Annotated in this window: 22 protein-coding genes; 4 read left to right on the top strand and 18 right to left on the bottom strand. The window is 39.5% G+C overall.

The window, feature by feature from the left end; genetic code table 11:
- Positions 1-41: 41 nt before the first annotated feature.
- Positions 42-2735: a TonB-dependent receptor gene (locus GLIP_RS08910; RefSeq protein ID WP_008844282.1), complete on the bottom strand. Its 2694-nt coding sequence runs from the start codon at positions 2733-2735 to the stop codon at positions 42-44.
- A gap of 307 nt (positions 2736-3042) precedes the next feature.
- On the opposite strand from GLIP_RS08910, the gene GLIP_RS08905 reads away from it, so the two are divergent.
- The gene (locus GLIP_RS08905; RefSeq protein ID WP_008844281.1) at positions 3043-3798 is read left to right on the top strand and encodes a rhamnogalacturonan acetylesterase; all 756 of its coding nucleotides are present in this window, start codon (positions 3043-3045) and stop codon (positions 3796-3798) included.
- A gap of 33 nt (positions 3799-3831) precedes the next feature.
- Here GLIP_RS08905 and GLIP_RS08900 read toward each other — a convergent pair whose 3' ends face one another.
- The 10 genes from GLIP_RS08900 to GLIP_RS08855 form a co-directional block, all read right to left on the bottom strand.
- Positions 3832-4770 (bottom strand): sugar kinase, encoded by a 939-nt coding sequence (locus GLIP_RS08900; RefSeq protein ID WP_040522485.1) that lies wholly within the window; start codon positions 4768-4770, stop codon positions 3832-3834.
- An 87-nt stretch (positions 4771-4857) separates the two neighbouring features.
- Positions 4858-6333 carry a mannitol dehydrogenase family protein gene (locus GLIP_RS08895; RefSeq protein WP_008844279.1) on the bottom strand — a complete coding sequence of 492 codons (1476 nt, stop codon included), beginning with the start codon at positions 6331-6333 and terminating at the stop codon, positions 4858-4860.
- A gap of 1 nt (position 6334) precedes the next feature.
- Complete coding sequence (gene uxaC / locus GLIP_RS08890) at positions 6335-7756, bottom strand: glucuronate isomerase (RefSeq protein WP_008844278.1); 1422 nt, start codon at positions 7754-7756, stop codon at positions 6335-6337.
- A 12-nt stretch (positions 7757-7768) separates the two neighbouring features.
- A complete protein-coding gene (locus GLIP_RS08885) occupies positions 7769-9256 on the bottom strand; it encodes a UxaA family hydrolase (RefSeq protein WP_008844277.1) in 1488 nt (495 codons plus the stop codon).
- A 131-nt stretch (positions 9257-9387) separates the two neighbouring features.
- Complete coding sequence (locus tag GLIP_RS08880) at positions 9388-10422, bottom strand: LacI family DNA-binding transcriptional regulator (RefSeq protein ID WP_008844276.1); 1035 nt, start codon at positions 10420-10422, stop codon at positions 9388-9390.
- A 163-nt stretch (positions 10423-10585) separates the two neighbouring features.
- A complete protein-coding gene (locus GLIP_RS08875) occupies positions 10586-11881 on the bottom strand; it encodes a TRAP transporter large permease (RefSeq protein WP_008844275.1) in 1296 nt (431 codons plus the stop codon).
- Positions 11881-12369: a TRAP transporter small permease gene (locus GLIP_RS08870; RefSeq protein WP_008844274.1), complete on the bottom strand. Its 489-nt coding sequence runs from the start codon at positions 12367-12369 to the stop codon at positions 11881-11883. The genes GLIP_RS08875 and GLIP_RS08870 overlap by 1 nt, the downstream gene beginning before the upstream one ends.
- A 2-nt stretch (positions 12370-12371) precedes the next feature.
- Entirely contained in the window at positions 12372-13313 is a 942-nt protein-coding gene (locus tag GLIP_RS08865; RefSeq protein ID WP_407638152.1) for a TRAP transporter substrate-binding protein, read from the bottom strand.
- A 63-nt stretch (positions 13314-13376) separates the two neighbouring features.
- Positions 13377-14222: a 5-dehydro-4-deoxy-D-glucuronate isomerase gene (gene kduI, locus GLIP_RS08860; protein ID WP_008844272.1), complete on the bottom strand. Its 846-nt coding sequence runs from the start codon at positions 14220-14222 to the stop codon at positions 13377-13379.
- A gap of 35 nt (positions 14223-14257) precedes the next feature.
- Positions 14258-15019 carry a glucose 1-dehydrogenase gene (locus tag GLIP_RS08855; protein ID WP_008844271.1) on the bottom strand — a complete coding sequence of 254 codons (762 nt, stop codon included), beginning with the start codon at positions 15017-15019 and terminating at the stop codon, positions 14258-14260.
- Between the two features lie 180 nt (positions 15020-15199).
- On the opposite strand from GLIP_RS08855, the gene GLIP_RS08850 reads away from it, so the two are divergent.
- Together GLIP_RS08850 and GLIP_RS08845 are read left to right on the top strand one after the other, a co-directional pair.
- Positions 15200-16408, top strand: coding sequence for a DUF4861 family protein (locus tag GLIP_RS08850; protein ID WP_008844270.1), 1209 nt, complete (start codon positions 15200-15202; stop codon positions 16406-16408).
- A 375-nt stretch (positions 16409-16783) separates the two neighbouring features.
- Positions 16784-17464 carry a helix-turn-helix transcriptional regulator gene (locus GLIP_RS08845; RefSeq protein ID WP_008844269.1) on the top strand — a complete coding sequence of 227 codons (681 nt, stop codon included), beginning with the start codon at positions 16784-16786 and terminating at the stop codon, positions 17462-17464.
- Positions 17465-17540: 76 nt separating this feature from the next.
- Here GLIP_RS08845 and GLIP_RS08840 read toward each other — a convergent pair whose 3' ends face one another.
- From GLIP_RS08840 to GLIP_RS08820, 5 genes are all read right to left on the bottom strand, one after another.
- Entirely contained in the window at positions 17541-18320 is a 780-nt protein-coding gene (locus GLIP_RS08840; RefSeq protein WP_008844268.1) for a CsgG/HfaB family protein, read from the bottom strand.
- Position 18321: 1 nt separating this feature from the next.
- The gene (locus GLIP_RS08835) at positions 18322-18768 is read right to left on the bottom strand and encodes a curli assembly protein CsgF (protein WP_008844267.1); all 447 of its coding nucleotides are present in this window, start codon (positions 18766-18768) and stop codon (positions 18322-18324) included.
- Positions 18769-18772: 4 nt separating this feature from the next.
- Positions 18773-19123, bottom strand: coding sequence for a CsgE family curli-type amyloid fiber assembly protein (locus tag GLIP_RS08830; protein ID WP_008844266.1), 351 nt, complete (start codon positions 19121-19123; stop codon positions 18773-18775).
- A 163-nt stretch (positions 19124-19286) separates the two neighbouring features.
- Positions 19287-20750: a hypothetical protein gene (locus GLIP_RS08825; RefSeq protein WP_008844265.1), complete on the bottom strand. Its 1464-nt coding sequence runs from the start codon at positions 20748-20750 to the stop codon at positions 19287-19289.
- Positions 20751-20780: 30 nt separating this feature from the next.
- A complete protein-coding gene (locus GLIP_RS08820) occupies positions 20781-21272 on the bottom strand; it encodes a minor curlin subunit (RefSeq protein WP_008844264.1) in 492 nt (163 codons plus the stop codon).
- Between the two features lie 434 nt (positions 21273-21706).
- Here GLIP_RS08820 and GLIP_RS08815 point away from each other — a divergent pair, with 434 nt between their 5' ends.
- Complete coding sequence (locus GLIP_RS08815; RefSeq protein ID WP_008844263.1) at positions 21707-24205, top strand: S8 family serine peptidase; 2499 nt, start codon at positions 21707-21709, stop codon at positions 24203-24205.
- 183 nt (positions 24206-24388) lie between these two features.
- Here GLIP_RS08815 and GLIP_RS08810 read toward each other — a convergent pair whose 3' ends face one another.
- Together GLIP_RS08810 and GLIP_RS08805 are read right to left on the bottom strand one after the other, a co-directional pair.
- Positions 24389-25024 carry a glutathione S-transferase family protein gene (locus GLIP_RS08810; protein ID WP_008844262.1) on the bottom strand — a complete coding sequence of 212 codons (636 nt, stop codon included), beginning with the start codon at positions 25022-25024 and terminating at the stop codon, positions 24389-24391.
- 125 nt (positions 25025-25149) lie between these two features.
- Positions 25150-25980, bottom strand: a complete 831-nt coding sequence (locus GLIP_RS08805; protein WP_008844261.1) for a prephenate dehydratase — start codon at positions 25978-25980, stop codon at positions 25150-25152.
- Positions 25981-26068: the final 88 nt, after the last annotated feature.

Here is a 26068-nt window from a genome sequence, read left to right as displayed (position 1 = left end):
CTAATAAAAGGCGGTCAATTTATACCAATTACACTAAAGCATTATTGTACGTAACGTACGCCAAAGAAGAACTGTCTACCAGTGTGATTGTATTCTCGCATTAAATTCAAGGTACCATCACCTGTAGTATATAAGCGCTCATATTCATCGGTGAGATTAATCGCTTCAAATGTAACCGTAAGATTTTCATTTACATTGTAAAAAGCCGACATATCGACGTGTTGAGGGCCAGTTGTTGCGTGTTGGGCGTTGCCATTACTGCCACTGTAGTCAGTAATATAGTCATCGCGCTTATTCATTGAAACTCTTACTCCATAGTCATCACGCTCGTAATACAAGGTTGCATTATAGGAATTTTCCGATAACCCAGTTATTTCACCAGATGACACTCGGGTATAGTTAGCAACGATACCTAGACCGTCAAATGGTGCAGGTAGGAAATTCAATGGTTGTTGATAAATTAACTCAAGGCCATTTACCGTTGTACCTTCCCCATTTACAGGCACGTTGTGAATATAGGGAACGGTTCTAGGGTCTAAGGCAATTTGAGGGTCATATTGTGGATCAGCATCTATAAACGGTAAATAAGCTGGATCCACTAACCTTTCCTCACTTGAGCTGGTAATAAAAGTCTCAATATCCTTATAGAAAATATTTGCCGCTAACAATGATTCTTCAGCGAAATACCATTCAAGCCCCAAATCTACGTTGTTGGAGGTAAAAGGGTCCAAAAATGGGTTACCCGCACTTACCGTACCATTGATATATGAGAATGACGGATTACCAGGATTGAGTGAACTTAAACTCGGACGAGTCATCGTTTTTGACATTCCTAACCGAACAACGATTTCATCAGTTGCTGTCAAAGCTAAGTTCATTGCAGGTAAGAAATTTTTATAATCGTTTGTAATACTAACGGTATCAGCTTGAATAAACCCGCTAGAGGTAGTTTCTGTTTCTACGTATCGCATACCAAAATTGGTATTTAATTCCATATCACCAATTTCATGAGAGGAATTTAACTCTAGATACGCAGCTAAAGTTTCTTCTTGGACTTTCCAGCTTTGAGCACTACGAGGCGTCCAGGTTTTATCTAAAAGTTGTGAATTTATTGCGCTAAAATCAGCAACAATAAAACGTGGTAACTCACCGTCGAAACCACTGCCAAAGTCGTCGTAAGGTAGTAATTCTGTAAAGCCAACTGCGGAAGCTTGATCTGGGAAACCATTTATTTGTTCTTCACTGTATTCAACGCTACGATCATTGTAAGCAAGTCCAGTTTTAAACTTTAGAGTTTCTCCATCGTAAATTAAATCTAGTTTAGCTGTATCGTTATTTCTTCCCACATCAGTTGCACGAAGGCGGCCGTCGCTTAAATCGTACATACTTTCGTCATTTATATCGTAACCATAATCTAACGCAGGCGAGTTTGCATTATTAGAAAAATCGAAACTAAAAGTATGGGCAGTATTATTAGTCATATTGTAACGGTATTGCTCAGAACGCGCATCAGACTCTGCAGTTCCAAACATCGCATTGATTTTAGTCGAATCATTTAGATTAAAAGCGCCTGACAATACATATTGACTGAAATCAGTGGTGGAAATTTGCTGACGACTTTCTATTCTTGATTTAATTCCATCGTAGGTTCCTGCCAGTACTTGCTTTCCATTTGGGTGCACTGTAATTGCGGTAGGAGTAAGTTCGTCAAATGTACTACGAAACATTTCGAAAAAATTATACATCGTACGTTCGTTATCTAAGGTAGAGTGCAGTGTGTCCAACGTAATTAGCACATCTTCATTTGGTGCATATTGAAATGATCCAGTAACTCCCAAGCGATCTTGCTCATTCCCAAAAAAATCTGGACGAGGAAGACGTGGAGTCCACAAACAGTTAATTGGATTCACGTCTACGTTATCATCCTGACAGCTACCATTAGCTGAACCAGTGACGACGGTATCAGACGTATCAGCAAAAAGACCACCACCGTCTAACACGGGAGTCGTCCAACGAACTGTTCCGAACCCCTCTTGGCGCACAGTTCGCTTTGAACTAGCTACAGACAACAAAACGCCAAGGGTATCATCCGCGAAGGTATTGCTAATCATTAGCGCAAGACGAGGGTCAGATTTTTCTGTTACATCGTTATAGCCGAGTTGTCCAGATGCAGCCACATGGAACCCGGGGTTGTCCATCGGTTTTGCAGAATATAAATCTACGGTTCCAGCAATACCGCCTTCTTCCATAGAAGCCGTAGACGTTTTTTGAATATCTACACGATTAAACAATTCAGAAGCAAATACATTAAAGTCGAAAGCACGTCCGCCATTAACACCACCTCCTGAGTCCGTACCGTCGGTACTTGCTGGCACTTCCATGCCATTTAACGTAGTTCGAGTAAAAGATGGTCCTAAACCACGCAAGGTTATTTGTCTACCTTCCCCCCCTTCTCTTGAAATAGCAACACCAGGAATTCGCTGCAATGACTCTGCAATATTTAAATCTGGGAACTTACCTATATCTTCAGCTAAAATAGTTTCTTTAGCGTTGGTAGAATAACGTTTGTCAAACAAGGCTCTATTTAGAGAACCACGAAACCCTTTTACTTCAATGACTTCGACATCTTTATCGGCTTCGTTGCTCTGCCCACTTTGTTGAGCTAAAGCAGTAAAACTGCTACACAATCCACCAGCTAATAGTAATGAACCTAACAGTTTATTAACTTTAAACATTTTCGTTTCCATAGTGTTGTCCCAAGTAAAAATTAAATTTCTAAGTTGTTGTATGTAGAGAACTAGCTTATTTTTCATTCATCTTTCGTTGAATAAAACGAAAAAAGAACCCGCTTTTATTTTTAGCACGCTATAATGCCACCGGTGGCACACTTGTTATAAGACTAGTTTTTGGATCACATGTTGTCAACAACTAATTAACTTTTCTTTTAACAAAATTATTACAGATTAATATGTTTTGTAATCGCAGTCCTATTAATCAGTATTTAAATTACACTTTAAAAACAAAAAGATATGGACCATTTCTATGAGAAAATTAATAGTTATATTTGTATGTTGGGGATTAAGCAATACCGCTTTTAGTCTGCCAAATAATCAGCTTACTTTGCATTTGGTAGGCGATTCAACTATGTCAAACAAACCAAATTCAGCGTTTCCTGAGCGAGGCTGGGGTCAGTTATTACCGCAGTTTTTTAACCGCAAATTATCAATAAAAAATCATGCGGCAAATGGTAGGAGTACAAGGAGATTTATCGATGAAGGCCGCTGGAGTGTGGTTTTATCAGAGTTACACATAGATGACTATGTTTTAATACAGTTTGGTCATAACGATCAAAAAGTGGAAGATCCAAAAAGGTATGCATCTGTAGAAGAAGATTACCCTGCTTTTTTACACAGATATATACAAGACGTAAAAAGCAAAGGAGCAATACCTTTGATTGCAAGCTCAATTTGTCGTCGGCATTTCAACGAAAATGGCGAACTCGAACGTAAGCTTATTGATTATGCGCAAGCCGCAAAGAAAGTCGCACTAGAAGAAGATATTGTGTTTTTCGACTTAAACCAAATTAGCTGTCAGTTTCTAGCAAAAATTGGTGAACAGCAAAGCCAACAGTACTTTATACAAGTGCCCGCAGGACTGTACACTCGCTATCCTGACGGGAAAATCGACAATACCCACTTAAACGTTATTGGTGCATCGAAAATCGCCCAACTTTTTGTGCTAGAACTGAAATCAAAAAAACACCCTTTATTTAATTATGTGTATCGAGAAACGCTTTAGAACCTATTGAATTAAATGACAGCAATTGGAACGTCAATTTCCATTATAAGCATGAACAAGCTGTTTGAATTGAGAGGAATCAATAATTGCCCCAGGGCAACCGATTACAACTGCTGCAACCTTGGCTGCATAGTTGGTGGCAACAATAATTGAGCCACCATTAATTCTGCATGCTAAGTAGCCAGCATTAAAAGCATCGCCTGCAGCAGTTGTATCGACAATATTGTTAACTCGCACAGTAGGCACTATAAACCGTTCATTAGCATAAAATATATTTACACCATTCGCGCCATTTTTAATCACTATTTCGCGGATATCAAATGTAGATAGATGAGATAGAATCTGCTCGGTATCAACATGATCGTACAGTGCTAAATGATCTTCGCTTCCGGGGAAAACGATATCTGATATGGCATAACTTTTGTCTGTCCAAAACTGAGCTTGCGCCCTATCCTGCCATAATTTTTGACGATAATTTGGGTCAAACACGATTGATGTGCCACTACACTTCAGTTGTTCAAGAAGTTTAAATAGTTTTTGACGTTGTTCGTCGTCTAAAATTCCTAACGATATGCCACTAAAATAAAAGTAGTTTGCGTGAATGGATTGGCCTTTATAAGCGTTGAACGTTTGGGTTGCCGCGGAATTATCTCGCCAATAAGCGAACGTTCGCTCACCATATTGATCCCTCTTAACAAGGTATAAACCTAAATTATGCTGATTACATCGAAACACGTAATCCGTGTTAATTTGCTCGTCTCCCATCTTAAATAATAATTCATTACTTAAAAAATCATCACCAATCGCAGTAAAATAGCTTACAGACAGCATTGGTGAACATCGCTTTAAATATACTGCGGTGTTATAAGTATCGCCAGCAAAGCTTCTCTCTAGGGTTATTGCTGACTGTGTAGCTAACTCAACCATGCACTCGCCGAATAACACTATACGCGAGTGCTTCTCACCGTTCATTCGCAATTACTATTTACCGTTAAGATCATTTAAACGCATATTCGATTTATTAACCTAAAAACAATTGAGTGAAGTCTATTTCAATGTTTATAAACCATCTTTGAGCTGTGTTAAACAACCTGCCAAATTTGATTTATTTACCATATTCAAAGTGACGACGTGTTGCTTTATCGTATTTCTAAATTTTTGATTAGCAGATAGATCGGCGAATACAGCAGTTAAATCTAATATGTCATCGACTAAATTAAGCGGTGAATCTACATTTTTCTTCACTAACCCAGTTAACACTTCGGCTAACGGATCAACGATTTCATGTTCTTCTTTTGTGCGTTTAGCTAAGAATAAACACCAAGCTGCTATCGGTACACACAGTAAAACAATGCTCCGTTCTGCCTTAATGTTATCTCTTATGGTATTCAAAATGCGAAATGGAATTTTCTGCGAGCCATCCCAAGCAATTTGCGTTAAAAAGTGGCGGATATGCTTATTGTGATATCGTTTTATGATGTCATTTGCATATTCATCTAAATCCATTCCAGTTGCATTATCAATTGAAGGTAAAATCTCCTGACTCAATAATTGTCGGATGAATTGCTCAAACTCACTAATACTGATCGCCTCATAAACGGTTTCCAAATCGACTAAACTACCGATATATGCCAGTGTTGAATGAGTACCATTTAAAATACGGAGCTTGGCTTTTTCGTAAATGTGCACATCATCAGTAAAGGTTACACCAACTTTGTCCCATGCTGGCCGAGGGCCACTAAATTTATCTTCGACAACCCACTGAGTAAAGGATTCTCGCTGAATGGGCCAGGCATCATTGACGCTTATTTTCAACTTAGTTTGTTCTTTAAGCGCATCATCAGTTGCTGGGGTAATACTATCTACCATAGTATTAGGAAAGCAGATATTTTCCTTTATCCAATTAGCAAGGTTTTGTGAAATTTCGTTTGCGAATGTTATTACTGCATTTGCTAACTTATCACCATTGTCTGATAAATTATCACAGCTAATAATGGTTAACTCTGCTTTATTTTGAATAAATCGCGCTTCCAGCGCTGCGACTAAAAGTCCAATAGATGATTTAGGTATGTCACGATGGGCTAAGTCATGTTTGATATCAGGATTTTGCCAATCTAATTCTCCTTTATTATTCAGACAATAACCTTTTTCTGTCACGGTAAGCGAAATGATATGGGTAGAGGCATCAGTTAATGCTTCCATAACTTGATGACGTTGTTCACCTAGTACAAAAATTTGATTGAATGCCCCAATAACTTGCACGTAAGGTGAATCATCAAGCACCATTAAAGAATACAAATTATCTTGAGCTTTAATATTATCGCGAAGGTCTTTACTGCGTAACGATACCCCGTCAATTTTCCAGTTTCCACCTTCAGCTGACATGGCTAAATCTGTGTATACCGCTTGATGAGCTCGATGAAAAGCACCAGGACCTAAATGTACAATACCTCGCTGCGTGCTGTTTAAATCGTATTGCGGTTTAAGCACATCTCGGGGCAACTCACTTAGCGTATGTCGGTTTAGTCCTGACATTCTAATAACCTTCTAATTTATAGGCTTTTTTAGCCAAGTTATAAGTTAAATCTTGAGCTAGATCAGTTGCCTCATTTTCACTTAATCGATGTTCACAGACGAGAGAAGCTAAATAACGACAATCGATTCTGCGCGCCACATCATGTCTGGCAGGAATTGACAAAAATGCTCGAGTGTCATCATTAAAGCCAACTGTATTGAAAAAACCAGCAGTCTCAGTGACTTGATGTCGAAAACGTAACATACCTTCTGGACTGTCGTGGAACCACCAAGCCGGGCCTAGTTTTAACGAAGGATAATGACCAGCCAATGGAGCAAGTTCACGGGCGTATACGGTTTCATCTAAGGTAAATAAAATAATATTCAATTTAGGATCGCTACCATACTTGTCCAAGAGTGGCTTCAAAGCGTTTACGTAATCAGTTTGTTGAGGAATATCAGCTCCCTTGTCACGTCCAAATTTATTAAAAAGTGAAGCATTGTGGTTTCGAAATGAACCAGGATGAATTTGCATGACCATTCCGTCTTCAATACTCATGCCTGCCATTTCCGTTAACATTTGCGCTCTGAATAATTCTTGCTCTTGCTCAGTACTTTGACCACTTATACATTTATCAAATAGTTTTTCGCACTCAGAAACGGTTAGATTTGCGGTTGCCGCGGTTGGATGACCATGATCTGTAGCAGTAGCTCCATGACGCCGAAAGACTTCACGACGTTGGCGTAACGCAGTAAGATATCCTTGCCAGCTTTGCGTGTCTTGCTGGGTTAACTCCCCTAATTTTACGACATTTTGTTTAAAATCTTCTCTGGAAGCATCGATTACATCATCAGGACGAAACGTAGTAATAACTCGCTTTTCCCATTCTGTTCCCTGAATCTCAGCGTGATGAGTTAATGGATCTAATGCCCCTTCAGTTGTTGCAATTAGCTCGATATTAAACCTGTTCATTAAAGCTCTAGGTTTATAAGTTGGCTTGGCTAATTCACTAGTTATATGTTTGTAGTAGGCCATAGCATTGTCAGCACATAACATGTCGCTTAAACCAAATACTTGCTTAAAAACCGTATCCAGCCATAAACGGGAAGGTGTAGCTGCGAACAAATGATAATTATCTGCAAAAATTCGCCATATTTTTTCCGGATCAGATTCAGTACTCCCGCCATCCCATCGTGGAATACCCAGAGATTCGAGCGAAATCCCCTGGCTATATAGCATTCTAAATACGTAATGGTCAGGAATAATCAATAATTCAGTGGCATTGCCAAAATTATTATCGTACGCAAACCAGCGAGGATCAGTATGACCATGGGGACTGATAATGGGTAAATTACGTACCGATTGATACAAAGCTCGTGCGATGCCTCGTGTTTTTTCGTCTACTGGGAATAACCTATCGTCATGCAAATGTATTGGTTTCATATCAATCTCTTCTTATAAAGTGACACCGCGCTTCCATATAGCGATTTCGTGACTACCATTCTTTTCGTTACAGGTAGCCTCTCCTGACGCAGTACTTAAACAAAATTGGTACAACTGTGTAGCACAATCGTCAATATCAACGCCTTGCAACACTTGACCTGCGTTAAAATCTATCCAATGTGGTTTTTGCTCTTTTAATCGACTATTGGATGAGATTTTGACTGTAGGGACAGGGAAACCGAGCGGTGTACCGCGCCCAGTTGTAAATAACACAATATGTGCACCACTGGCAGCTAACGCCGTCGAACTGACCGCATCGTTGCCAGGAGCTTGTAATAATGACAATCCTTTTTCTCGGATCGGTTGACCATAATCCAACACGTCATTGACCCGAGCCTGGCCACCTTTTTGCACAGCGCCCAATGACTTTTCTTCCAACGTGGTTAACCCACCGGCTTTATTACCTGGCGACGGGTTTTCATAAATGGGTTGATTATGATCAATAAAATACTGTTTAAAATCGTTTACTAATTTGCCGATCTGTTTAAATACGTCTTCGTTTTTAGCGCGATTCATGAGCATTTGTTCAGCACCGAACATCTCTGGTGTTTCGGTTAAAATAACACTACCACCAATGGCGGTAAGCAAATCAGTCATTCGCCCTACCAATGGATTAGCCGTGATTCCGCTAAAGGCATCACTCCCACCACACTTCATACCTAGTATCAGTTCACTAGCCGGAATTGACTCGCGTTTGTCATCTATCATCTCATCCAATAAAGCAGTAACTAGATTTAGGCCTTCTTCAATTTCATCAACCACTTCTTGCGAGTTGAAATAAGCCACGCGCTTTACCGGTTTTTCAACTTGTTCAAGCAACGCGAATAGTTGGTTATTTTCACAACCTAAACCCACGATTAACACAGCTCCAGCATTAGGGTGAGATGCTAAAGCTGCTAATATTGAGCGCGTATCTTTAAGATCATCACCGAGCTGTGAACAACCAAATGGATGGGTAAACGCTCTAAAACCTTCACAGCGGTTGGCAAAACGTTTTTCAGCTTCACTGGCTATTCGTTCAGCAGTCCGATTAACGCAGCCTACTGTATTGATAATCCACAATTCGTTTCGAATCCCCACTTTGCCATTCTCGCGGCGGTATCCCATAAAGGTATCAGTAGATTGGTTGATGACGTTGGATGAGTCTGCAACAGGAGAGTATTGATATGTTGCACCACCTTTTAACGCAGTTTTTAAATTGTGACTGTGAACATGTTCACCAGTGTTAATGTCCTGAGTAGCATAACCAATAGGAAACCCGTATTTTATTACTGATGCGCCAGAAGCTATTTTTGTTAACGCTACTTTATGACCAGCGGGAATATCATTTGATAAGGTAACCCCTACTCCACCATCACTATATCCAGCCAATAACTCTTGTGTAGTCACACCAACATTATCATTCGGATGAACACGGATAATTTGTGATTGGTTGTGCATAGCTTACCTACCTACAAGATTTACAAAAGAGTTAAAATATTTAGCACAAGAGAGTATTAAACTGTCGCGATCCACTTGTGCCACCGGTGGCATATTATGTCAAAATAAAGTTATAAGCAACTATTAGATAACTATTTATCTATTTTACGGGTGGATTCACGAATGATCAGGTGAGGTTTAACCAAGTATTGCTCTTCAACGTTGTATTCGTTGCCTTCTATCATGGCTATTATTTTTGTAGCTGCTAAAGATGCCATTGCTGAAACGGGTCTTTGAATTGTCGTTAATGACGGAATGATTCGCGATGCCAATAAGTTGTCATCAAACCCGGCAATGGATAATTGCTCAGGAACTAAAATTCCCAATTCATGCGCTACTTTAAGAACGCCTGCTGCCATTTCGTCATTATTAGCAAAAATAAATTGAGGTCTCGGAGTCTGTATCAATAACTGACGGGCACAATCAATTCCACTTTCGTAGGTGTTTTTACCTTCAATAATACGCTCTTCTGGTACTTTTTTGCCCAGTTGCTTCAAGGTATCACAGAATCCTTCTAATCGTTCTTTAGACGAAAAATATGATTTCGGCCCACTAATTATGGCTATATTTTGATGTCCAAGTGAAACAATATAACGTGCTAAGTCACTTAAAGCAGCCCTATCATCGGAAACCACAATATTTGCATGATCATCCAAATCTAAAGAAGCAATGCGCACATATTTAATGTGGTTTTCTTGAAATGAAGTAGCCAACTCTCGCGATTCAGAAACAGGGGGAAGTATCACGACACCATCGATATTAGAGCGCTTCACGAACTTGATACAGTTGTTGATAAAGTCATCGCTTTTGTAGGTACAAGGGTGTACTACTAACTCATAACCTTTTGCAGAACATATATCCAACACGCCCCGCTGTACTTGGTCGATGTACAGAGCGTCAGGGTTATCATAAATTAACCCTAATAAAAAAGATCGACTAGCTGCCAAACCCCTAGCCTGTTTGTCAGGAGAAAAATTCAACTCCTGAATAACGGCTTCAATTTTTTTTCGAGTTGCCTCACCTACGTTTGCAGCGCCATTGATAACTCGCGATACAGTCCGTTTAGATACGCCAGATATTCTTGCAACATCATTAATTGTAGGGCGTTTATCCTTTACTATATTCACCTGTTCTTCTTCTTGTTATATACATTAGCTATTCGGTTCGAGCCTCGAAGTCTATCTCTTTGACTTTAATAAACCAAATAAAATTACGCATTTTGCTAGATAGAACAATAACTCGTTAACTACTGCCGACATAAAGTCCAAAACATAAATCGACAGATTGCGATTAAAAACCTAACCACGCTGGAATTGCTTCGCTTATCCAGGGTACATAAGTCACTAACATTAATACCACAAACATAGCGACATAAAGCGGAATTAAAGGCCTAATAATAGCTTCGAGTTTTGTTTTGGCGATAGCACAGGTAATAAACAAGACAGCACCTACTGGCGGCGAACATAATCCTATAGATAGATTTAGGACAATCATAATTCCAAATTGTAGAGGCGACATACCCAACTGCTCTGCCACCGGTAGAAATATAGGCGTAAAAATGAGCACGGCCGGTGTCATATCCAAAAAAGCGCCAACAACAATTAAAAACAAATTAATCAGCAACAAAATAACGATAGGGTTGTCACTCAAACCTAGCATAAATTGACTCATTGTTTGGGGAATACTTTCGATAGACAGCACCCAAGACATTGCGGTGGAAGCAGCAATTAATAACATGACTATAGATGTTGTTTCAGCAGATTTTAAGAAAATTTCGGGTAGTTGTTTTAGTTTCACTTCGCCATAAAAGCCAACCGACAAAATTAATGCATATACCACTGCAATTGCGCCAGCTTCAGTGGCTGTAAATATACCTCCGACGATCCCACCTATGACCAACACAATTAAAAACAAACTTGGAATTGCGGCGAGTACCTTTTTGAAAACAATAGCTAATGGTAGTCGAGCTGAAAGTGGATAATTATTAATTTTAGCAACAATGAAACACACTAGCATTAAGGCTAATCCCACCATTAACCCAGGCAAATAACCCGCCATGAATAAAGCAGCTATAGAAACGCCACCACTAGCTATAGCATAAACAATTAAAATATTACTGGGTGGAATTAGCATTCCAGTAGTTGATGCGGCTGCTGTTAAAGCAGCACTAAAATTGGGATCGTATCCAGCTTTCTTCATCTCCGGGAGCATAAAACTACCTATTGCAGAAGTAGCAGCAACGGCAGAGCCAGAAATCGCACCAAATAACATGCATGACACGACATTAACTAAAGCAAGTCCACCAGGAAGTGCTCCAATTAATGCCATGGCGCACTCAATTAATCGTTTTGCAATTCCTCCTCGCCCCATAATCAGCCCAGATAAAACGAAAAATGGAATCGCTAACAATGCAAAACTATTAATACCTCCTGCCATTCGCTGGGCAACAGTGGTAACAGCTGGAATTAAATCAATGTTCATAACAATGACGATCATCGTCGCTAAACCAATGCTAATAGACACAGGAACATTCATTAATAAAAATACAAAAAATCCGACAATTAGTACGATTGCAGTCATTTCCATTACAAAGACTCCTTAGAATCAGCTATCCACAGGTTATAAATATTGATAATGCTATACAAAACAAACAAAACGCCTGTGATAGGTAAAACGGTATAAATCAATCCCATCTTCACACCTAACGAAGCTGAAATTTGGTCCAGTTCCAAAGTAATAACAACAAGCTCTTTTCCGCCTAACATCAAGACAAAAGTACTAAATAGGATGACTAACAACTCAACTATCGTTAACATGATTTGCTGACTTTTTGGGGAAAGTTTTTGCACCAATAAGTTGAATCCCAAATGAGATTTTTGTCTGTACGCGTAAGCTGCTCCTAAAATTCCAACCCAAATTAAAATAAATCGAGATAATTCTTCGGTAACCGATGCTGGATCCTTTAACAAATATCGTGAAATAACCTGCCAAACTACTGCTAATAGAATCCCCAGCATAGCCAAGATCAAAGTGCCTGCTAGCAGCTTATCTACAAATCTTATAAGAGTACGCATAATTACATCGCCTTTATTTTTCGCATAAGTTTACCAGCTGGGGTGTCAGCTAAACTTTCATGAAATGGAGTGACAGCGTCGACAAATGCTTGTTTATCTGGATAAATAACCTCAACACCATCATCAATGACTTTCTGCAAAGATTCTTTGGTGGACTGTTGCCAAAGTTCACGTTGGTAAATAACAGAATCTGACATTGCCTTTGCTAACCAGTCTTGTTGTTGTTCAGTTAATTGGTTCCAGGTTCTTAAAGAACACAATAAAATATCCGGCACTGATGTATGTTCGTCTAAAGAATAATAGCGGGCAATTTCGTAATGTTTGGATAAAAAATAACTAGGAGGATTATTTTCCGCCCCATCAACAACACCTTGTTGCAGCGCTGTATAGAGCTCCCCCCATGATACAGGCGTTGCAGCAGCACCCATTGCACGAACAGTTTGCACTGCCGTAGGGCTATTTAGCACCCGTATTTTTAAACCTACTAAATCTTTCGGTGTATGTATCGGTTTTTCGTTAGTATAAAAACTGCGACTTCCTGCATCGTAGTAGCCTAACCCTTTTAATCGGAAAGCTTCGATACCGGTTAACAACTCTGTACCGATATCACTGTTTAAAACCTTCCAAAAGTGCGTATTGTCTCTGAATACGTATGGGATACTAAAGATTTTCATCGCTGGTGCAAAACCTTCCAATGGACTGGCGGAAACTTTTGTCATATCCAAGGAACCAATCTGCAATAGCTCGACCATTTCGCGTTCGGTACCTAATTGGCTACCAGGAAAAATTTCCAGTTTCATTTGACCGCGAGAATAATAATCTAACCTGTCCCCCAATCTTTCCATTGCTTTGTGTACTGAGTGCTGAGTGTCTAGTGTGTGACCGAGCCGCAAAACTAAGTGATCTGATTTTTTCGCGGGAGTACAAGACCACATCAAACACATCAATGCTGCTGCAATAAAATGTTTTATGGACCATTGAACGTATTTCATATGCCCCTCTTCCAACTAGCGTAATTCATTGGCTGGATACTTATCCATATCATCGTAATCAAGATTTTCACCTGCCATACCCCAAATAAATGCATAATTGGCTGTACCGGCTCCACAATGTATTGACCAAGGAGGTGATAAAATAGCTTGTTGATTAGCAACGAATATATGCCGAGTCTGCTTAGGCTCTCCCATAAAGTGACAGACCGCTTGGTCTGGTTTCATATCAAAGTAAAAATACACTTCATTACGACGGTCATGTTGATGTGCAGGCATCGTATTCCATACACTTCCTGGCTTTAATCTCGTTAATCCCATTTGTAATTGACAGGTTTCTACTACGCTATTTATAAGCAATTGATTTATATCACGTTCATTACATGTCTCTTGGGAACCAAGATGCAATACATTCGCATCTTGTTTGCCTACCTTTTTATCCTGATAAACTTGATGCGCTGGAGCTGAATTCAAATAGAATTTGGCTGGATTGCTGGCATCATCAGATTTAAAGGTTACTTGCTTATCACCTTTACCGATATAAAGGGCTTCTTCATTCGCTATACTATATTCAGTATCGCCAATCACCACGGAGCCACTACCACCTATGTTGATAATCCCTACTTCTCTTCTAGAAGTGAAAAACTCTGTTTTGAGTAAATCAGGTATAGTCTCAAGCGTTAAAGAGTGTTTTAGGGGGACCGCACTGCCAACCATAAATCGTTCATAGTGGCTGTAAACCCAATAAATTTTGTCGCTTTGCATTAGTTTAGTTGTTAAAAAAGCATCTCTAAGCTCATCTGTATCGTATGCTTTTACTTCTCGTTGCCCTACGGCATAACGCACTTCATATTCAGTCGTCATATTTTTACCCTTTTATAAATGGACATAAATTTACTTTAGCGTGCTAAAAAACCGCCATCTACAGCCAATACATGTCCATTTACGTAGTTACTGGCATTGCTCGCTAAAAATATAGCCGCTCCTTTTAGATCTGCGGTTTCCCCCCAGCGATCTGCAGGTATACGAGCACAAATTTCTTTACTTCGCTGTGAATCATCTTGCAATGATTGAGTGTTATCGGTTCGAATATAACCTGGTGCTATAGCATTGATTTGTACGTTATATTTTCCCCACTCATTCGCAAGTGCTTTGGTCAATCCAGCGATTGCATGTTTACTGGCTGTATATGCAGGCACAGTTATACCGCCGCTGTAACTAAGCATTGAAGCTATATTGATAATTTTACCCTGCCCTTGTTTAATCATTTCTTTACCCAGTTGCTGGCTTAGTAGGAAAGCAGAATCAACGTTGACGCGCATCACGTTTTGCCATTCAGAAAAGGGATAATCGACCACCGGACTGCGAAAAATAGTGCCGCCATTATTGATAAGAATGTCGATTCCCCCCCATATCGATAGACTCGATTTAGCCAAATTCATTACCGCTTCTGGCTCTGACAAATCAGCACTTAATTCAACTACCTGTGCCTTTTCAATTTGTTTAATTTTAGTTAACGTTTCACTGCATCCTCCCGCTTTAGAACTTGCAACGATTACCTTTGCTCCAGCTTCGGCCAACGCGACAGCCAATGCTTGTCCAATTCCGCGACTAGCTCCTGTCACCAAAGCCCTTTTCCCGTCCAAACTAAAATCGCTCATGCTGTTTTCCTCTAAAATGAAATGATTTAAATAGACTTAAGAACAGATCGCTAGGGAAACGTAAAGAAAGTCAAATCATGCTAAATAAATGTTAACACCATCTAAAATAATTGCCACCGGTGGCATTTGTCAATATATTAGTTCATAATTGTTAAAATAAATAGCCTAAAGGATGTCAATATGAATAAACTTAAGCTCGGATTCTACTTTCTCTGTGTATTAACTATTGCGGCATGTAATCAGTCTGAAAAAGAAAAAGATCTTTCATTAGTTCTACATAACCCATCAACTGGTGGAGCAATCAAACAGCTGGTTTCAGTTGAAGTACCTGCAAACCTTATTCAAGATAATTTACCACTGTACAGTACTCAGTATCCCAGTGAATGGCAGCAAAACTCAGATGGAAGTGGAACCCTCACTTTGTTAGCTGAATTAAACCCAGGACAGCAAGCCCAAATACCGCTAAGTACTTCAAGAATTGAATTCAACGATATGGCTTATGCAGAGTTATCGGTTCGAACAGGCGGTGAATGGCGAGGCAAGGAATATGTTGCAGATGGATTTGAGTTTAAAAATGTAAAACAATTTACAGCCCCAGAACAGTTAACTGATCATTCCTATTATCTACGGTACGAGGGGCCTGGCTGGGAAAATAACTTAGTTGGATATCGACTCTATTTAGATTGGCGCAACGGTATAGATGTGTTCGCAAAAAAAACAACTGATATGGTCTTGTCTGAAGTAGGTCAAGATGGGTATGACAGCTACCATGAACAAGCTGATTGGGGTGCTGATGTTTTAAAAGTGGGGAAATCGTTGGGATTAGGTTCACTTGGCAGATTGTCGCAAGGTAATGTTATGCACTTCCAACAAGTCTCTCAAACCAGTTGGAATTTACTCAGTGATACTAAGCTTATTTCCGAATTTAATGTAACCTACAAGGGTTGGGATGTGAACAGTACCAAAGTAGATGTTTCAACCACATATCGAATTCACGGTGATGATCCGACAACAATGGTTAATGTACTATTGTCGGATCAAGTGAACGATTTAGTAACTGGAATAGTTAAACATCCTAATACAGAATTCATTACTTTAAAAAATGATGAATGGGCTGTTATTGCCACGTATGGCAATCAAAATATGCTAGGCGATTCGTATCATTTAGGTATGGCGTTATTTTATAGAATTGATGATGCGGCAAAAAGCCTGGAGTCGGAACATGATTATTTAATTCAGTTTAAGCCTACCAATGAATTAAATTATGGTTTTTTAGCTGCATGGCCTGAACATGACAGCAACCCGCAAAATCAACAGCAATTCGAAATGCTGCTAGCTGAAAAAATAAAAGCGTTAACAACGCCTATTGAAGTAATCATTAAACCGTAAATTTTGCAAAGCGGATTGTCTAGTTTATTACAATCTGCTTTTTGTAATTTTATTTAGCCAACTGATCCCGCGCTTCAGAGGTTGCCAATAAGGTTCAATTTACTCAGGCTTAATAATAAGTGTTTTAGTTTACGCATGAAATGTGATTATTTTTTGAACTTCACGTTGTGCAAAACTTAACCTTAAATCTAAGTTGTTAATATAATTAGACTTATTGATTCTAACCTTAATAGTACAAAAAACAACCCGATCTCAGCATACATTTTTTACCTGTATTTTCTTGCGCAACTTGAACCTACTATGTATGCTAACTCTTACACTGTAAGAAAGTGTCATAATAAAAAAGAGAATAAATTCTCCAAAGGACTCTAGTTTATGCAAGGAAATAGAGCATTTGTTATTTCACCTCAAAAAGATGAAATAACTAAAAAGCGGCACAGCAAATTAAATCACTTTCTCGACCTCGTAGATGCATGTGGGTTTGATCTCCAAGTTGGCAATTTTTGCCCTAAATCTGATTATATCGCTTCATTTGATGTGATATTTGTGGACTGTAAGTCAATTGACAAAAACGCTATTCCGCAAGTGCCAGTATTAAAATACAAAAATTTGATCAAAATTATATTCTTCAACGCGAGTACTAATTTAGACTTTGAAATTGCAGCTATTAAACAAGGAATCGCTGGTATTTTCTATGCCGACGATAAGTTGGAAATCGTTCTCAAGGGTATAAAGGCTATTAAACAAGATAAAAAGTGGTTTAAAAGAAATGCTCTAGAACTACTCGTAAATGAATTGTTGAACGAGTCCAATTTCACAAACGATATACTTGATAGAAGCCAATCAAGATTTTGGCAGCAGTCATTAACGAAACGAGAACAAACCATCGTTAAATATATCGGTCAAGGTGCACAGAATCAGGAAATCGCTGACCAATTACACATTAGTGTTAATACGGTTAAAACCCACATTTATAGCATTTTTAGAAAAACCAACTGTCGCAATAGGGTTGAGCTAATAACCTGGTCAAGGCAAGCTGTCGAGACCGCTTGTTGATTACGCAGCATTAAGGTTTGATCAAGTTTTAACAAGGGTCTAACCCGTGTATAAAATGCGCGATTAAAAGTTAATTTCAGACAGCTCGAGCCTTCCAAACACCTTTATCAATGCCTTTTAATACTAATTCAGAAATCGCTTTTTCAATACTTTGCTGAACACAAGTGAACATAGGTTCGTTAGTTGTATACCCTGCTTCAATTTCAGCCAAACGCTTAAAGCTAATGTAGCGAAATAAGCCTGCTCGAATTTCCTTACTGAGTACTTTCTTACTGGTAGACACAGACACTAAAACTTGCCCAGAGCGAACATCTATGGCACGCATATACACTGAAATTTGATCTTCTCTGAATAGCTCCGACGCATTAATGCCAAAATACTCAGCGCCGAACCCTCCGGTTTTAATATTCGAATCGTAACTGATAATGCCACCTTCTATAATGATTTTAGCGGTGGTCAGTGGTGGTAATTCAACACTTTCATTTTTGCTCGTGTCACCTTGAATAGCGGCCCTTACAATTTTACGCTCTGTCAGAATATTTTGTAATCCTTCTCGTTCAACGGGTAAAAACCACTCGGTTTCACTTAGAGCTTGCATCAATATTGAAGTGGCACCTTGCGTCACTGCGGTACTAAATGAGCTAGCACCACTGCTTGGTTTATATTGACCAGTTTGATCCCTGAACGCATAAACCGATACAGGTATTGAACCAACTGGTTTAGGCAGCGCTTTAAGTTCTTTTAATGTTGCGGATTCTTCAATTACGATTGCGTTTTCTGCATTAGGAGGAATGACATTAGTTAGCGAGCTACAACCATTAATTAGTATGGTTAACATTACAACAAAATACTTCATATCAACCAAACCTTGGAATTTCTACAATAGTGACTTCATCGGTGATTACATTGGTAATTTCAACAACAATGCTATCAGGGTTACTCGTGATTAATTCCACCTGAAACTCACCACTCACGAAAATGGAATCATCAGAAAAAATACTTTCTACGGGGTCACCATTTTCGTCGTAACTCACCTCACCAAAAGCCAAGTCAGTCACTTCTCGAACAATCCTGTTGATGTAAGCTCTTTCTAAAGAATCCTGCAAGCTCTCAGCATACGTGCGCTCACTGCTAGAAGCACTATGGGTATTTTGTGCATTTGCTTTACTTAACAAATAGCTGCCATTTAAAGGGCTGCCTCCGAAACTAGGGTTAATGGGTTCATAAACTAACTCAGTAGAAAACACCGGCGTAGCGATTATGGCCACCAGAAAACTTACTGTTATTACTATTTTATTTTTCATATTTTCACCATTCATCTTCAGCGAGATCAGGGTTGTCTTGAATTGCTCCAGAACGTGATATTGCATCAATTAGCAATACCACAGCATTCTCAACGCGTTGTTTAATGGGAGTTTGTCTTCTGCCCATGTAAGTTTGGTAAATGGTTTGATTATCGAAGTGCACAGTCAATTTAGTTCCTGCTTGAGGTACGATAATTTCCTTAATTTGAACGTTTTGACCAAAAGTATGCGGAATGTCTCGCCAGTATTTACCAAACTCGTTAGCAAATTCGTGGCCTTGTCTACTGATCGTGTTATCTAACAGCAATCCACTGAGCTCAAAATCATCAGCTTCGACATAGCCAAAATTAAACATAGTTAAACTAATAATGAGCAAAAATCTTTGAGTTGCAGCACAAATTGTTTTTGTAATTAAAGATTGCACGTTTATTGAATCAACCGTAATTATTATGGAATAAATTTATCCAACGTAGATCAACAGGCATAGAGGGGAAAATCCCCCCTACTTCCGTCAAGCATTATTGTTGAGTAATAGACGCTACGTTGTAATCACCTATTTGAGTCACTGAAATACTGCCTCCGCTACCACTCATACTGCCAGTAACCAAGTTGTCATTACCCACTTGTGAGATAGACAAACTCATACCGTCTCCAGTTATCGTCATCGCCAAGGTTTCTTCACCAACAACCCAGTTGTCATTACCCTCTTGCATAATATCAATGGTGTTATCTGAACCATCAATTAGTAAGTCAATTATGTTCAGGTCACCTGTTTGTGCAACGTCTAAGGTATTAAAATTACTGGGAGTACTGCCACCTAATCGAATTACTGCATCATTTTGATTACCAACTTGAGACGCATCTATGATGTTATCGTCAGCATAAAAGCCACTTGGTCCGTCTTCGCCAACACCCGCCTCTGCCAGTAAGGTATTTTCATCACCTTCTTGAGATAACGTAACTTCATTATAGAAGCCATCAAAGTTAACCGTACTGGCAAGGTTAAGATCACCATTTTGGAAAACTGAAAAGTCATTGTAAAAACCTGTTGCACCGGCATAGCCAATGTTGTCATTACCTATTTGTGTAATTTCGTAATCGTTATCATCACCTAGGTTGTCAATTTGTGCATCATTGAATGTACCAATCTGAGTGATTTCTGCAGTGGAGTCACTGCCTTCAAACAACCCAAGCTGCGCATAGTTATCATCTCCTGACTGTTCAAATTCGACACTATTGTCATCACCAAAAACATAGCCGTAAATACGGTTATATTCACCATCAGATTCTAAATAAACTTCGTTATCATTCCCTGTAATTTCAGAAAAGCTCGCGATATTGTAATAACCGGCCTGGGACACTTCGACTTCATTGCCGTCCCCAACAAGACTACTGATGTATGACTCATGCCAATCTTCGGTTTGGGTGATTTCAACCTCGTTATCAAATCCGTTAATTGAGTTATTTGCCCAATTACCACCATCACCTTGATCTACAATAAGAACGTTTCCATCACCCGTTATATCATTAATTGAACGATTAAAAATGAAGCCAAAAGGGCCACCATCTCCGACTTGCGATATCTCAACTTCGTTAACACTTCCTTCAATGACAATTTCTGCGTCATTTTCGATACCGTCTTGATAAATCACAACCGAATTTTCATCTCCAGTTATATCACCATAAATAACGTTATCAGAACCAAATTGATCCGCTTCAACAATATTCGCATCACCAATTATAGTGATACTTTGGCCATTAAAATCGCCTTCCTGCATAAGTATTGCTTCATTACCTATCGCGTTACCTAGCGGCGCTGATTGAGTCAAATTAATTATATTCCCTGCTGCTTCCACCATAAAATCAGATTGAATAGAAGGGTTATCATCTTTAATCATTTGTTGAGCACTAGCAAATCCTGTTTGTGCTGCTAATACGGCTAAAATAATTGAACTGGCTACTGTCGTTTTTTTAAACTTCATTTTATTCTCCGTGAGTAATTGCAAACACCTTTACTTCTTATATTGGGTAATGTTTACAACCATGTCGTTACCAATTTGATGCACAGTGAAATTCTGCTCACCAAGTTGGTTTATATTTGCCAAATTAAAATCACCTTGTTGCACAATTTCTAACGTGTTTTCTTCACCGCTTTGTACCAAATCAACATGGTTTCCAAAGCCTAACTGGGTAATGTCCGCACTATTACTATTGCCAAATTGTGTAACAACAATGAGATTTGAAGAATTGGCAGCCTGAATTATATTTGTTGTGTTGTGTATGCCGTATTGATCAACAATTAACACGTTTTGCGACGCGTCATTATTAACAGTACGAGCAAGACTTAAAGTCAGTGGAGAGTCTATTAGGTCAGTAGAGTCTTGTTGCGACAAACATGGGAAAGATGAAATTAACAACGCACCACCAAAGAACGCAGACCATACGTTTTGAATGGAGAGAATCCTCCTTAGCCTAGCAATCTGAATGAGGGTGCTTCCTGTCATCTAATACAACTCCTTGTACACTACAATTTCGGCTCTGAAACCTGCAAACGACTTTAAACCTATCCCACTACTCTGTGCTATAGCCCTAAAGTAGTATTTATTAACTATATATAATTCAAATAGTTAGTGTTTTTTAAAACTTGACCAAAATCACTAGTTAGCACTTTAGTGCTAGAAAAGTTAGACCGACTTGGCTGTCTTTGCAAAGTTGACCAAATTCACCTAACCCTTTAGTACCAGAACCTAAATAATGCGCAATTTACTTACCAAAAAAGTTGTATTTTTAAGCTTTGCTGTAGAAAAAGCATCCCGATTGGCGTTAGTGTGAACAAGTTGTGTAAATGTAAGACTCATTGTTTAGTTGTTTGGAGAATCTATAACCGTCACTTAGCTAATAGCTAAGTATGTTTGTGTTTATTTAGGATTCTTTAATTATGAAAGCCAAACTTTCTGCGATTACTCTGGCGCTTATACCAGCGCTCGCTGCTACCCAAGTGCAAGCCGCAGGTGCGCCTGCTTATAAATCAGACTCTGTTATTGTTGTTTATAAGGACAGTGCAACTGCAAGCCAAAAAAGATCTGCCAGAGCAGGAATCGCTGCTCGAATTACAGATTTGAATAGAGATGAAGTGGATGATCGCTTTGCCCATATAATGGATGGGCGAATTGCAAAACTAAAACTAAATGGAAAATCAGTAAAAGCTGCCTTAGATTCACTCAATAGTCACCCAGCTGTGCTATATGCTGAGCCTAATTACATCGTCACTACTGCACTCGTTCCAGATGATGCTAGCTTTGGTTCCTTGTGGGGGTTAAACAACACTGGCCAAAGTGGTGGTGTTGAAGATGTCGATATTGATGCGCCTGAAGCATGGGACATCACTACCGGAGATAGTAGCATTGTCATCGGTGTTATCGACACGGGTGTTGATTACCTACATGAAGATTTAACCGATAATATGTGGATGAACCCAGGCGAAATAGCCAATGACGGAATTGACAATGATGGCAATGGCTATATTGACGATATTTACGGTATTGATACGGTAAACGGTGATACAGATCCCATGGATGATCAAGGCCATGGTTCTCACGTTTCAGGTACGATTGGGGCAACAGGAAATAATGGAATAGGTGTTGTAGGGGTAAACCACGAAGTGTCTATTGCTGGATGTAAATTTCTTGCCGCAGATGGTTTTGGTGACACCGCAGGCGCTATTGAGTGTATCGATTATTTTGTTTCTCTTAAAAATGCTGGGGTAAATATACGCGCACTTAATAACAGTTGGGGTGGAGGTGCATTCAGCCAAGCATTGAAAGATTCCATTACTGCAGCGGGTGATGTTGACATTCTGTTCGTCGCTGCCGCAGGAAACGATGGAACAGACAATGATGCGCTGCCTCATTATCCGTCGAATTACGACAATGATAGCGTATTAGCGGTAGCCAGTATTAACCGTACAGATGGGGATTCAGGATACTCTTATGGTTTAACGACCGTCGATATGGCAGCACCTGGAACAGCTATTTTGTCGACTACGCCTGGAAACGGTTATTCTAGTTATTCCGGTACATCCATGGCTACCCCACATGTTGCCGGTGCGGCGGCATTGGTTTGGTCACTTAACCCCGATTTAACTGCCTTAGAAATGAAAGAACTGTTGATGGCAACTGGAGATGATAGTGCTGTCATGCAAGGTCGAACCGTTACGGGTAAACGTTTAAATGTGCACAGCGCGTTGCTTGATGCGGATCCGACTCCTGGATTTAAGTTTAGTGTAAGTCCGGTTAATTTAGAGATAACCGCCGGTGAAACCGCTATTTATACATTTGAAGTGGACAGTGTTTCTGATTGGGAAGGAGAAGTTGCTTTATCACTTACGGATGTATCAGGACTAGGTGTGCTTTCGGCAGCAACAGTAGAACCGGGCGACTCCTTTACGTTAACGGTTGATACCGCTGATGATACCCCCTATGGTGATTATGAGTTTACAGTAACAGGTACAAGTGGTGACATTGTTAAAGAGAAATCATTAGGGCTATTTGTGTTCCCACAAGGTTTAAATGATTTTGTGTACAGTAATAACACTTCCATCCCTACCCTACCTAACGAAGAAGACCCTGACGATATCGGTATCGATTCTGTCATTAATATCCCTGATCCATTAACGGTATTTGGCACTAGTACATTCGTGAATATTACTCATACCTATCGCGGTGATCTTGTCTTAACACTAACCTCGCCAGCAGGAACATCAACGGTGTTAACCGCCAACACGGGTGGTGGTGACGATGATATTGTTGAAAGCTTTGAGTCGAGCGCCTTTGACGGCGAAGTGGCAACCGGCGATTGGACCTTGAATGTACTAGACATATACAATGGCGACAACGGTACACTTAATGGTTGGGAATTAACCATTACAGGTATTGGCGAAGTCGCCATTGCACCACCCGTTTCAGCATTCAGTTATGAGTCTGATGGTTTACAGGCGACGTTTACTAACGAAAGTAGTGACGTAAACAACGACATTATAAGCTACCTATGGGATTTTGGAGACGGCAGCACTTCAGTTGACGTAAATCCAGTACATATCTTCCCGGCGACAGGAAGTTATGATGTATCCCTTACAACCACAGATTCAGAAGGACAGTCGGATACGGTAGTGCAGACAGTCAGCGTTTCCAGCGTCGATATTGAACTTGAAGTAGACAGAGCTTACATGTCGCGCTTCGGCAACTTAAGAGTAGATTTATCTTACTCAGGTTCTGGTGCCGATATGGTTGATGTATACCGCAACGGGGAATTGTTGGAAACTGTTGAAAATACTGGAACCTATCGAGATAGGGAACGCAGAGCAGTAGGAACAACCTTCATTTACATGATTTGTGATGAAACCACAGCATGTTCAGAAGAAGTTACTGTTTCGTTTTAACGCTTAATGAATAGGTTAGATTGAAAAAATCAAAGCCCCAACATCGCTTGGGGCTTTTTCAAATACAAAAATATATGGGAATTTAGAACTAATCCCCAAACAGTAAAGCAGCTAGTTTATTAGCAAGAAAACTCCCATTCCATAGCGGCTAGGATGTGAATTGCGTATCCTTATTTTTGCTTGCTACTTTATTGCATGTTGTTCCTTTGCCAATGAGCTTAGAACAGATTTTCTTCTCAGCATAGTGTCTGTATGCCGAGCTATATTTGGTAAGCTTGCTAAGCTAAAATCACATCGTTGTAAGCGCGATATTATCCAAAATATATAAGCATCCATTGCACTCCATTGTTCCCCGTACCACCATTGGCCATCCCCTAACTTACCCTCAACCCAAACCAATGCTTCTAATAACGCTTTATGAGCTTTTTCTTTAACACTAGCCAAACCCACTTCATCTACAAAAAAGGCGGGAATACAAAATCGAGTCACTAAAGGGTGAATGGTCGAAGAACAAAAGCATAAATCGGATTTTTGCTGATACTCTTCTAATCCCGGATTTGTTTTTGGTAATAGATTTGCTTCTGGAAAGCGTTCACTGAGGAACTTAATAATCATTGGGTTTTCTGTTAACACGTGTCCATCTATACGTAAAGCCGGTACCTTTGATTTAGGGTTTACTAGTTTGAATGCATCTGTTTTATGCTCTCCCTTCATTAGGTTGACCCAATGAATCTGATAGTCCGCGTTCGCCTCTTCTAACAAAATCAAGGATACTCTGGAGCAACTTCCAGGCATAGCAAAGAGAGTAAGTTCAGACATAAGTTACCTTTTATATTTAGTGGTTGTATATTTTAGAAAGGATTAATAAGACAATCCTAAAAGATCACTTTAGTGATTTTGATGGATGAGTTTAAAGTGCTCATTGATTGATATAAAAATGCGAATCAATTTAAGCTTTTTGCTTTTTTATAAGAACCTAACAGCTTAACGTTATTAGTTTTGCCAATTTCCTTTAGTGCATCCGCAACAACAGGATCCTCTGCATTGCCATCAAAATCGATAAAGAAATGATATTTGCCAAATGTTTTGCGCGTAGGTCGCGATATTATGGATGTTAGATTGATGTTGCGTTTTGAAAACGAAAGTAACACTTCCCCCAAATAACCCGGGTGATCATTATCATCTAGTACTATTAGGCTCGTCTTATCCGCATCGACCGTGGCAGGTTGTGAGACTTTAGATATCACTAAAAACCGAGTTTGGTTATTTTTGTAATCGTTTACTTCCTCACAAACTAACGGAAAGTCGCTTTTTCGATAAGAGGTAGAAGGGACAATTGCTGCACTGGGAATATCTGAGTCCTTGAATCTATTTAATGATTCAATGTTGCTGTCAGTCGTAATAATTTTAGCGTTATGTAAAGACTCTAAGAATTCGCAACATTGTCCGCGAGCAACGAATTGCACATATAGCTGCTGAATGTCGCTCAACGAGTGGGCGTTACTAATCATCGAAAATTTAATCGGTAAAATGATTTCATCGATAACATTCAAATCTGCAGATATAAGTTCATCTAATACGAGTGCAATAAAACCTTCAGAAAAATTTTCAATGGGTATAATACCGATATCACAGCTTTTCCCTACTTCGCTGAGGGTTCCTACTATCGTCGGAAAGTACTCTACTTGAAAAGTATCTGATTGAGCAGCGGTATATATTCCAGTCGCCATATCGGAAAATGTTCCAGGCGGTCCTAACGTTGCAATTTTTTTCATAAGGCCTTGTTCTTCATACAAGAATCGGATTGTACACGTTAGAACCACAGCGCAACAGTAGTAGATAACGTTAAACCGAAAAAATTGC

The sequence above is a fragment of the Aliiglaciecola lipolytica E3 genome (genome assembly GCF_000314975.1).
Classification (GTDB): Bacteria; Pseudomonadota; Gammaproteobacteria; order Enterobacterales; family Alteromonadaceae; genus Aliiglaciecola; species Aliiglaciecola lipolytica.
Note: the sequence above shows the minus strand (reverse complement) of the source record. Positions and strands in the feature narration are given on the sequence as shown.

Bases quoted from the DNA above. Each gene is read 5' to 3' on its own strand.
- GLIP_RS08850 (WP_008844270.1), top strand. From the start codon at position 15,200: ATGAATAAACTTAAGCTCGGATTCTACTTTCTCTGTGTATTAACTATT.
- GLIP_RS08845 (WP_008844269.1), top strand. From the start codon at position 16,784: ATGCAAGGAAATAGAGCATTTGTTATTTCACCTCAAAAAGATGAAATA.
- GLIP_RS08865 (WP_407638152.1), bottom strand. From the start codon at position 13,313: ATGTGTTTGATGTGGTCTTGTACTCCCGCGAAAAAATCAGATCACTTA.
- GLIP_RS08855 (WP_008844271.1), bottom strand. From the start codon at position 15,019: ATGAGCGATTTTAGTTTGGACGGGAAAAGGGCTTTGGTGACAGGAGCT.
- GLIP_RS08825 (WP_008844265.1), bottom strand. From the start codon at position 20,750: ATGAAGTTTAAAAAAACGACAGTAGCCAGTTCAATTATTTTAGCCGTA.
- uxaC (WP_008844278.1), bottom strand. From the start codon at position 7,756: ATGAAACCAATACATTTGCATGACGATAGGTTATTCCCAGTAGACGAA.
- kduI (WP_008844272.1), bottom strand. From the start codon at position 14,222: ATGACGACTGAATATGAAGTGCGTTATGCCGTAGGGCAACGAGAAGTA.
- GLIP_RS08910 (WP_008844282.1), bottom strand. From the start codon at position 2,735: ATGTTTAAAGTTAATAAACTGTTAGGTTCATTACTATTAGCTGGTGGA.
- GLIP_RS08900 (WP_040522485.1), bottom strand. From the start codon at position 4,770: ATGAACGGTGAGAAGCACTCGCGTATAGTGTTATTCGGCGAGTGCATG.
- GLIP_RS08805 (WP_008844261.1), bottom strand. From the start codon at position 25,980: ATGAAAAAAATTGCAACGTTAGGACCGCCTGGAACATTTTCCGATATG.
- GLIP_RS08840 (WP_008844268.1), bottom strand. From the start codon at position 18,320: ATGAAGTATTTTGTTGTAATGTTAACCATACTAATTAATGGTTGTAGC.
- GLIP_RS08810 (WP_008844262.1), bottom strand. From the start codon at position 25,024: ATGTCTGAACTTACTCTCTTTGCTATGCCTGGAAGTTGCTCCAGAGTA.
- GLIP_RS08875 (WP_008844275.1), bottom strand. From the start codon at position 11,881: ATGGAAATGACTGCAATCGTACTAATTGTCGGATTTTTTGTATTTTTA.
- GLIP_RS08830 (WP_008844266.1), bottom strand. From the start codon at position 19,123: ATGTTTAATTTTGGCTATGTCGAAGCTGATGATTTTGAGCTCAGTGGA.
- GLIP_RS08885 (WP_008844277.1), bottom strand. From the start codon at position 9,256: ATGCACAACCAATCACAAATTATCCGTGTTCATCCGAATGATAATGTT.
- GLIP_RS08820 (WP_008844264.1), bottom strand. From the start codon at position 21,272: ATGACAGGAAGCACCCTCATTCAGATTGCTAGGCTAAGGAGGATTCTC.
- GLIP_RS08835 (WP_008844267.1), bottom strand. From the start codon at position 18,768: ATGAAAAATAAAATAGTAATAACAGTAAGTTTTCTGGTGGCCATAATC.
- GLIP_RS08870 (WP_008844274.1), bottom strand. From the start codon at position 12,369: ATGCGTACTCTTATAAGATTTGTAGATAAGCTGCTAGCAGGCACTTTG.
- GLIP_RS08895 (WP_008844279.1), bottom strand. From the start codon at position 6,333: ATGTCAGGACTAAACCGACATACGCTAAGTGAGTTGCCCCGAGATGTG.
- GLIP_RS08815 (WP_008844263.1), top strand. From the start codon at position 21,707: ATGAAAGCCAAACTTTCTGCGATTACTCTGGCGCTTATACCAGCGCTC.
- GLIP_RS08905 (WP_008844281.1), top strand. From the start codon at position 3,043: ATGAGAAAATTAATAGTTATATTTGTATGTTGGGGATTAAGCAATACC.